10 protein-coding genes and 1 tRNA gene are annotated in these 7,499 nt (G+C 63.4%); 7 read left to right on the forward strand and 4 right to left on the reverse strand.

Going from position 1 to position 7,499, the window contains the following annotated elements; all coding sequences use genetic code 11:
- Positions 1-23: 23 nt before the first annotated feature.
- A tRNA-Leu gene (locus P1T08_17725) sits at positions 24-116 on the reverse strand.
- Between the two features lie 280 nt (positions 117-396).
- Between P1T08_17725 and P1T08_17730 the strand changes: the two genes are divergently transcribed.
- Positions 397-633 carry a hypothetical protein gene (locus P1T08_17730; GenBank protein MDF1597922.1) on the forward strand — a complete coding sequence of 79 codons (237 nt, stop codon included), beginning with the start codon at positions 397-399 and terminating at the stop codon, positions 631-633.
- A 392-nt stretch (positions 634-1,025) separates the two neighbouring features.
- Here P1T08_17730 and P1T08_17735 read toward each other — a convergent pair whose 3' ends face one another.
- From P1T08_17735 to P1T08_17745, 3 genes are read right to left on the reverse strand one after another with little or no spacing between them, the layout of a single operon-like run.
- On the reverse strand, positions 1,026-1,727 hold the full coding sequence (locus P1T08_17735) for a hypothetical protein (GenBank protein MDF1597923.1): 702 nt from the start codon (positions 1,725-1,727) through the stop codon (positions 1,026-1,028).
- A gap of 4 nt (positions 1,728-1,731) precedes the next feature.
- On the reverse strand, positions 1,732-2,430 hold the full coding sequence (locus P1T08_17740) for a DarT ssDNA thymidine ADP-ribosyltransferase family protein (GenBank protein ID MDF1597924.1): 699 nt from the start codon (positions 2,428-2,430) through the stop codon (positions 1,732-1,734).
- The gene (locus P1T08_17745) at positions 2,427-3,806 is read right to left on the reverse strand and encodes a 3'-5' exonuclease (protein MDF1597925.1); all 1,380 of its coding nucleotides are present in this window, start codon (positions 3,804-3,806) and stop codon (positions 2,427-2,429) included. The genes P1T08_17740 and P1T08_17745 overlap by 4 nt, the downstream gene beginning before the upstream one ends.
- A gap of 234 nt (positions 3,807-4,040) precedes the next feature.
- Between P1T08_17745 and P1T08_17750 the strand changes: the two genes are divergently transcribed.
- The 6 genes from P1T08_17750 to P1T08_17775 all read left to right on the forward strand — a co-directional run.
- The gene (locus P1T08_17750) at positions 4,041-4,790 is read left to right on the forward strand and encodes a hypothetical protein (GenBank protein ID MDF1597926.1); all 750 of its coding nucleotides are present in this window, start codon (positions 4,041-4,043) and stop codon (positions 4,788-4,790) included.
- Between the two features lie 104 nt (positions 4,791-4,894).
- Complete coding sequence (locus tag P1T08_17755; protein ID MDF1597927.1) at positions 4,895-5,200, forward strand: hypothetical protein; 306 nt, start codon at positions 4,895-4,897, stop codon at positions 5,198-5,200.
- A complete protein-coding gene (locus P1T08_17760) occupies positions 5,197-6,114 on the forward strand; it encodes a conjugal transfer protein (GenBank protein MDF1597928.1) in 918 nt (305 codons plus the stop codon). Before P1T08_17755 ends, P1T08_17760 begins: the two co-directional genes overlap by 4 nt.
- A gap of 12 nt (positions 6,115-6,126) precedes the next feature.
- Positions 6,127-6,396, forward strand: coding sequence for a hypothetical protein (locus P1T08_17765; protein MDF1597929.1), 270 nt, complete (start codon positions 6,127-6,129; stop codon positions 6,394-6,396).
- Positions 6,397-6,406: 10 nt separating this feature from the next.
- Positions 6,407-6,829: a hypothetical protein gene (locus P1T08_17770; GenBank protein MDF1597930.1), complete on the forward strand. Its 423-nt coding sequence runs from the start codon at positions 6,407-6,409 to the stop codon at positions 6,827-6,829.
- Positions 6,822-7,499, forward strand: a 678-nt coding sequence (locus P1T08_17775) for a hypothetical protein (GenBank protein ID MDF1597931.1), incomplete at its 3' end; no start/stop codon positions are given. The genes P1T08_17770 and P1T08_17775, both read left to right, overlap by 8 nt.

Consider the following 7,499-nt stretch of genomic DNA (forward strand, 5'->3'; position numbering starts at 1 on the left):
GCTCTGACCAGGGCCTTTGCTAGTAGCGGGGGTAGGATTTGAACCTACGACCTTCGGGTTATGAGCCCGATTGTGGGGGTGTCGCTGACCGGGGGAAACCCGTGAAACACCCTTCCTGACAGGCTTTTCGCCTCTCAACGTTTCGCGTTGTTTCCCCTTCCATCCCACCCTCTCGCGGTATGGACGCGGTATGGAGGCTTGAGCGTTATGAAGCCGTGCCCGGCACCGCGGCACGGATCTGTTCGGGAAGGAATGTCGCTTCGTCGCATCGTCGTAGTGCTGTGACGGTTTGCCATCCGTGAGACAACCCCAAAGGAGAACATCAAACGCAGCCTCTGACGCCACGTCTCGCAACCGCCGTCCGCATGCCTCTGCCACCTGACGAGTGATCTGAGCTTGATCAACTTGATTCCTGCGCAGGATCTCGACGATCGAGAGGCCGCCGATCTCAACCACCTGCCCTCCGTAGGTCACCGCACCTGCATCAATGTTGACCAGGTCCTGTCGAGGCTCCACCAATTCGGCGAGACGCTGCTCCCACCCCATCCCGCGGATCCGCACCATCTCCTGCACTGCGACAGCGCGGCTCCGCTGCGTTGCGTCGGCTGCGACGGCGCCATGGTCGCCCGGTAGGACAGCCAGGTATCGAAGCAGCTGAGCCAGCTCGGTTCCGGCACGTGACTGAGCCGCGAGATGTCTCAAGCCATTGACGAGGCGATCAAGGTTGAGATCGTCGCCCACCGACCACCAGACTGGCAGCCCAAGACGCACACAAGACCGAAACACGATGACTCTGTCCTCGTCCGTGAAGCCAACTGTGCGTCTATCGTCGAGAAGAGCCAGCAGCTCGTCACGCTGCATGACATGGGCCTCGCGGAACCTCGCGATCTCTCGATGAGTGCGCAGCAGGTCACCGAGGTCGCGGACAGGTGCATGGACCGCCAGACCGCCGAGGCGGGTGTGCAGCCTGAACTGGTAAGTCGGCTCGATGCCAAGTGGCGAGGGGTCAGCAGCCCAAGGGGACCTCAGAGGAACGCTATCGGACCTGGGGGCATGCAATATCCCCGTTCCCCTAGAACCGCGACGAAGATGTCGGGATCCCGCACATAGCGATCGATGTCGCCGGTTGAAGCAAGCGCAACGAACAGGGCACAGGATCGCGCCTGACAGTTCAGCGACCGCTTCGGATTGAACTCGATGTCGGTGAATCCCTGGAACCCGGACAGCTCGGAGAGCAGGGCAGGCCGCTCGCCCCAGAGCTCGAGCAGCGCTCCGATGTACAGCCAGTCGTAGAACACTGTTTTGGGTTCGAGCGGCCACGTTCGCCCCTCGTACATAAAGGCGACAAGGGCTTCCGAATCGTATTCGCGTGCCGCCTTCTTTGCCTCGGCCCCGGAGCGCGCCTCGTAGATCTCAGTATGTTGACCAGACGCGGCAAACACCTTCGAACCTTGGAAAGCCGACTCGAGCGGAATACGCCGATCGAACTCTCGAAAGGGAACGTGGAGATTGAAAGCGCTCAATCGTGCCCCGAGAGCACGAGGAGATTTACTGGAGACTTCGAGGAGAGGTTCCCTCCCCAGATGGATGACAGCAGCCCGGTGCAGCGAGTCGATGTTCTTGCGTTTCTGGACGAGCGCGAATCCTGGATGCCACTCAAACTCGACCATCCGCTCAGCTACAAGAGCTCCCGTCGGGTCCGGTATGAACACTGGTCGTTTAGCCACGTTCTCACCTACCTCCCCAGAACGATCCGCAGCTAGGGTCGGTCTCGACGCTGGAAGCGATCCTGCCGGCGAGGGCTCTCGGGTCAAAGAACTCCGGGCAAATCGCGAGACCTAGCTCCGGCACGCTAAGGCCGAACTCACTGAGCTTCCATCTCTCCCGCTTCGCCTGAGCTTCGTCTCGAACGACCACACACCGGACAAGGTCGAGGGGAATGCCATCAAGCACGAGCACCTCAGCCTGATTGTCGGTGGGACAGGAGGCGAGATGCGTGAGTCCTCTGCCGATGCGCCCCGTCGGTGTGAAGTTCTCGAACATTGCGTCGAACCCATCCTTACCTTCTGCGATGTACCTACCGTGCTCCGTTGCAGCGTTGACGGGACAGAACAGTGTATTGCTCCACCAGAGCGGATCGGGCTCGATCAAGAGCACGATCCAGTCCTTGAACAGTGGCTCTCTTGCCTGGACTAACTTGAGATACCAGGCATTCGGGTATTGCACCGAGCATGACACATGGGTCTTGTGACCGTCCAGCCGCATGTGGTCGTTCGGGTAGTAGATCGCGAGCTCGTCCTGGTCCAAACGACTGGTAGCGACGATCTCACCCATCTCGACAATGAACGGAAGCGTCATGGAGCGCGTGATATGACACAGGCGAGTGATGCCTCTTGCGTCCACCTTGCCCTGAATCGGATTCGCTGTCATTGGATAGACCGTTCTTCGAAGAGGCCCGGATCCACGGGAAGCAGTTGAGACTTCGTCCCGACATAGCTGATCGCAAGATTGGTTCGGGCCCTGGTAACACCGACATACAGCAGGCGTAGGTCCTCGGCTCGAGCCTCATCGACACCAAGCGCATCCGATGCTTGCGGGTCTGGGAGATGATCGCTGCTGCAGTGCGCAATGTGCACGCTGTCGAACTCAAGACCCTTCGCTGCATGGAGCGTTCCGTAGTAGATACCGTCTGGCGCGAGGCCGTTCAGGTTCCTATCGAGCTTCTTGGCTCCTGACGGAAGGATCGATGCGAGGCGCTGCCTGTCTCCAACGGTCCGAGCCAACACGGCCACGTTGCCTTGGGATGCGAATCTCTCCACATTGGCAGCTATGCACCGGCTCTCCGCATCGACCGTGGCACAGTGAGTGAGAGTGGGAGCAGGTCCGTCCTGGCGTGCTGGCGTCAGTGGGCGGAGATCATCCACTTCGAAACCGGGAAGCACCGCGATTGCCCCAGCTACTGCCGAGATCTGCTTCGTGTTCCGATAGTTGCCGTCCAGCTCCCACAGTTTCGAGACGCTGAGCCCTGCCGATCTCCATGACATACGGTGCCCGTAGATCTGCTGTGCATAGTCGGCGAAGACCGTCACGGAACCGTCGTCAGGAATGATCTGGCTCGCTGCTCGCAGTACCTCCGGCGGGAAGTCTTGGGCTTCGTCTATCACGACATGCTTGTAGGGAAGGCGCGCCTTCCCATCTCTCAACGCGAGGTGAAGTCGATGCGGCATGTCTTGAAGGTCGTAGTCGTACCCTGCCTCACCCCGAACGCTGAGATACGAGATGTAGATGTCGAACATCGTCCCGCGATCGGCTCGCATGAGACGGGCGGAAGCTCGGCCAACGCGGTCCGCCTCTACGTAGGCAGCCTTGTCCTCGATGCCATGTCCCGCGATCCATGCGAATTCATCGACAAAGAAACGCGTCGGGCGGCCTGCAAGCCGATGGGTCGGATGCGATTGCTTGAAAGCGCTGATCGCCTGCTCCTGCAGTCGCTTCATCGCCCACGCGTCATAGAGATCAGTGGCCCCCGTGGCCGCGAGAGCGTTGCGCCCGACCGTATGGAGTGTCAGAACGTCCACAGACGGCCCCGCCGGACCGACAAGTTGCGCCAGGTACTTGGTCAGCGCCTGCGTGTAGGTCACGAGTAGCACGCGCCCCGCATGATCGAGCCCGGAGTCGGCCAGATACCGAGAACGAAGCACCGCCACTGTCGACTTACCGCTGCCCGCGGAACCAAGAACTACGTAGTGCCCCTCGGTGGGCAGATACAGCACCTCACGTTGCCGGCCTTTGGGCTTGATCTCCATCGGACTCCATAGAACGCTCGCATCCAGGTTCGACGCATGGTACAAGCGCCCGTGTCGACTCCTCCTGAGGAAGGGGGAGGCCACGTTCGCGGACGAAACCCGGCGTCGCTGCAAGAGAACGTTCTGGTGCACGTGCACAAGCTCGATAACACTCTGGTGAGAGGGTTACTGACACTCTGGTGACAGGGTTCGCGCGGATGCTTCCTCTCGTGGACACAAAGAGAGGAGGCTTCCATGGGGCCGAGATCGCCGGTGAGTGCGTCGCAGACTGAGTTGCTCCGGCGGCTCGACGCCGATTGGCGAGTACTCGCCGGATCTCGGCTGATGCGAGATCGCATTCAGTCCTGGGCCGCCGGTGATGAGCGGTTGACGTTCGATGACGGTGACCAGCTTGTGGCGGCGGCCCAGCGGCGGGATGCTGCGAGTTGGGCGGATCGGGACAAGGTTCTCACCGCTCTCCTTCAACGTGCCACCAACGACGCCATCGCCAGACGCGCCGCGCTTCAGGTGGTCTTGCCGGGTGTGAAGAGCCTGATCAACGGGATTCGGGGTTGGGATGTCGAGGAGCGGGCCGCCCGGGTCGTGGCGACGGCGTTGGATGTCATCTCTTGGTGCGCCACCGAGCCGGCGGGGACGCCGCCGAGTTTCCGCATATACACGAACACGAGGCGACGCGTCCTGCGGTCGGCTGTTCGGGCACGATCTGAGCCGGTGGTGTTCGTCGACGACTACTCGTATCTCGAAGCCAGCGACGACACGCCGGATGGCAAGCCCGAGGCTCAACAGATCGACGAGTTCGTCGAGTGGGTGCGGCAACGAGCGCGGGTTCGCGACGACGCTGCCCGTCTGGTGGTGATGACCCGGATCGCTGGTGTCTCGGTGGATGAGGTGGCTGCGGCCCAAGAGGTTGATCCCCAGACGCTTCGTCAGCGCCGTCTGCAAATGGAGCGCCGGGTGCGACAGAGCCCCGTTCTTTCCCGATGAGATCTCACTCGTTCAGAGAACGCGGCGCGTTCGTCCCCATCGGCTGCCCCATACATCCGCGACCGGGCGATCAGGCCCTCGTCGCCAACGGAAGGGAGAGAGCAATGCAAGCCCACTGGCCACAGCAGCCCGACGACCGACTCGGTGACCGGGACGTCCAGGCCATGACGGAAGGCCAACTCGACAGCGAGATCCGACTCGGGATGGACGACTGGTGTGACTTGCTCGACGACCTGCTGAACACCGGCGGGATGCTTCCGTCCAGGGACTTGGCCGGCCGCGTGGTGAGCTTCTTTGAGGACGGCTATTGGCGGGCCGAGGACGCCCGGATCGAGGCGCTACGTCGTCAGATGGTCGACCGCGGCCGCCGACGGTGCTGCGTTTCGGGCCGGTCGAGAGGCATTCGATGACCGTCGACAACCCTCAGGAAGCGCTCCCCCGTGGGAGGTATCGCCGCCGCGAGATGAGTCCGCTGCTGACCATCCGGGCTGTCCAGGTCGTCTTGTGGATGCTCGTGATCTCCGGCCCGGTGGCGGCGCTCTTGGTGGCGAACCGGGTGTCGTCGATCGGTGACAGCCTCGATACCCTTGGTGCGTCGACCGCCGTCGAGGTGCCACCCGACACGTCCGGGGTGGAGGGCTTCGCCGAGTTGTTCATCGCTGCCTACCTCGGTGCAGGCGAGGACACGATCGATGCTCTGGATCCGTTCCTGGTCGACGTTGCCCTGGACAGCGTCGAGACCGGATCGTGGAGGGCGGTCAGGACGACGAGCCTCGGGGCGCAGGAGGTCTCCCCCGGCTACTACGCCGTGGTGGTCGCGGCAGAGGTTGTCGCCTCCGACCCCGAGTCTGGTGACCAGCCCGTGGGAGTCCGCTACTTCTCGGTCGGGGTTGCCGAGACGACGACCGGGTGGGTCGTCGTCGGGCTACCCGCGCTGATCCCACGGCCGGCGAGGGTGGCGGCACCTGAGCTTCTGATCGGACGCTTTGACGGTCTCGACGTTGCGCCGGGTTTGGAGGAGATGCTGCCCCGTTTCCTCGCTGCGTTCCTGACCGGCGCCGGGGAGCTGACCCGATACGCCTCTCCGTCCTCACCCATCGTTGCGGTGCAGCCACCGCCGTTCACCAGCGTCGAGGTCCTCCGCAGCGGTCTGGTCGAGACACCGGACGGATCCACCGAGGTCGCAGTCCTGGTTCGCGGCACGGATGCGGACGGCCGGACCCAGATTCTCGAGTACGCCCTGGTGGTCGAGCAGCGAGATGGCCGCTGGGAGGTGTCCCGACTGCTGCCCGCACCCACCCTCAAGCAACCCGAAGCCAACTGAGAGGAGATTCGAATGATCGAAACAGCAGAAACCGTGGTCGGGAACCTGACCAACCTGGCGATTGGGGCGGCGGTGTTGATCGCCATCGGCATGATCTTGTGGTCGTGGCTGGTGAAGCGGACCGTCTCGGCCGTGATCGGGGTGATCATCCTGGCCGCCATCGTCCTGTTCGCCATCAACGCCACCGACTGGCTTCAGCAGAAGGTGGCCGAGGACGTCGGTGCCCTCGCACCACCCGCCCATATGGTCGTAGCCGTCCCGCTTCCCGACGCGATGATCTGAGGGGCGCGCGATGGACGTCGATGTCTACCACTCGTATACCCAAGCGCTGCGCCATCCGGTCATCATCGGGCACGTCGCCGGTTGGCGGCTGCCGTGGGCCCTGTCGGCGTCACAACTCGGCGCGGTCGCCGGGATGAGCGGGTTGATGTTGGTAACCCGACCTCTGTGGGCGCATCTCGGTTCGATTGGCAACCTGGGGGTGTTCACTGTGGTGGTCGCCGGGGTCGGGTGGGCGGTGAGGCATTGGAGGATCGAGGGTCGCTCCCCGTTCCTGGTTGCCGCCGGCGTGGCGATGGTGTTCTTGTCGTCCGGATGCCGGCGGGGTGTACGCAACGGAGCGCCGGTTTCTCAGGCACGGCCGACTCGCGGAAATCCGGTTGGAACGGTGATCCGGTGCGCATCAGCGACCCAACGGAGCCGCACCGATGGCTAACCCGCTTCCGGTTCACAGCATCGCCGGCCATCTGGTGTGGGGCACCGATGGGGCGGTGTGGGCGTGCTTCGAGGTGGAGCCGTTCGCCTATGCGCACCGTTCGGTTCGGGACGCCCGGGGGGTGCATTCCCGCACCACCGCCGCCCTCCTGGCGCTCCCGGCCCACTCGCTGATCCTCTCGATCTCTCACGGCCTGTCGCGGGAGGAACTCGAAGACCGGATCCGCGGCACGGGCGACCTGATTCGGCCGCCTGGCTGGGCGGGCACGGCCCGGCGTGTTGCAGACCGACTCGCCGCCGAGCCCGTGCATGAGCGCCGCTGGTACCTCGCCCTTCGCCTCCCCGACTCCCGCGGCGGTCGCCGAATGATAGATCGCATCCGTGCTGCGTCGACGGAGGTGGCATCGGCATTCGGTGCCCCATCGGCCCCTCCAGGACCTGGACGGCTGGCAATGTTGACGTCACAGGCGAGTCTCCTGGCAGACCAGCTCTCGCAGCATCTCGGTATCCGACCGCTCGACGCAGGGGAGGTCCGCTGGCTCTATGAGCGGGCGGTGCTTCGTGGTCTCCTCGACCCGCCTCTCCCCCGACCGGGCACTGGCAGCGATCGTCTATCGGTGGTCCGACTCGACCGTGACGCCATCTATTTCGAAGGTGGTTGCCGTACCGAC

It is taken from the genome of Acidimicrobiia bacterium (assembly GCA_029210695.1).
GTDB lineage: Bacteria > Actinomycetota > Acidimicrobiia > Spongiisociales > JAHEDJ01 > JAHEDJ01.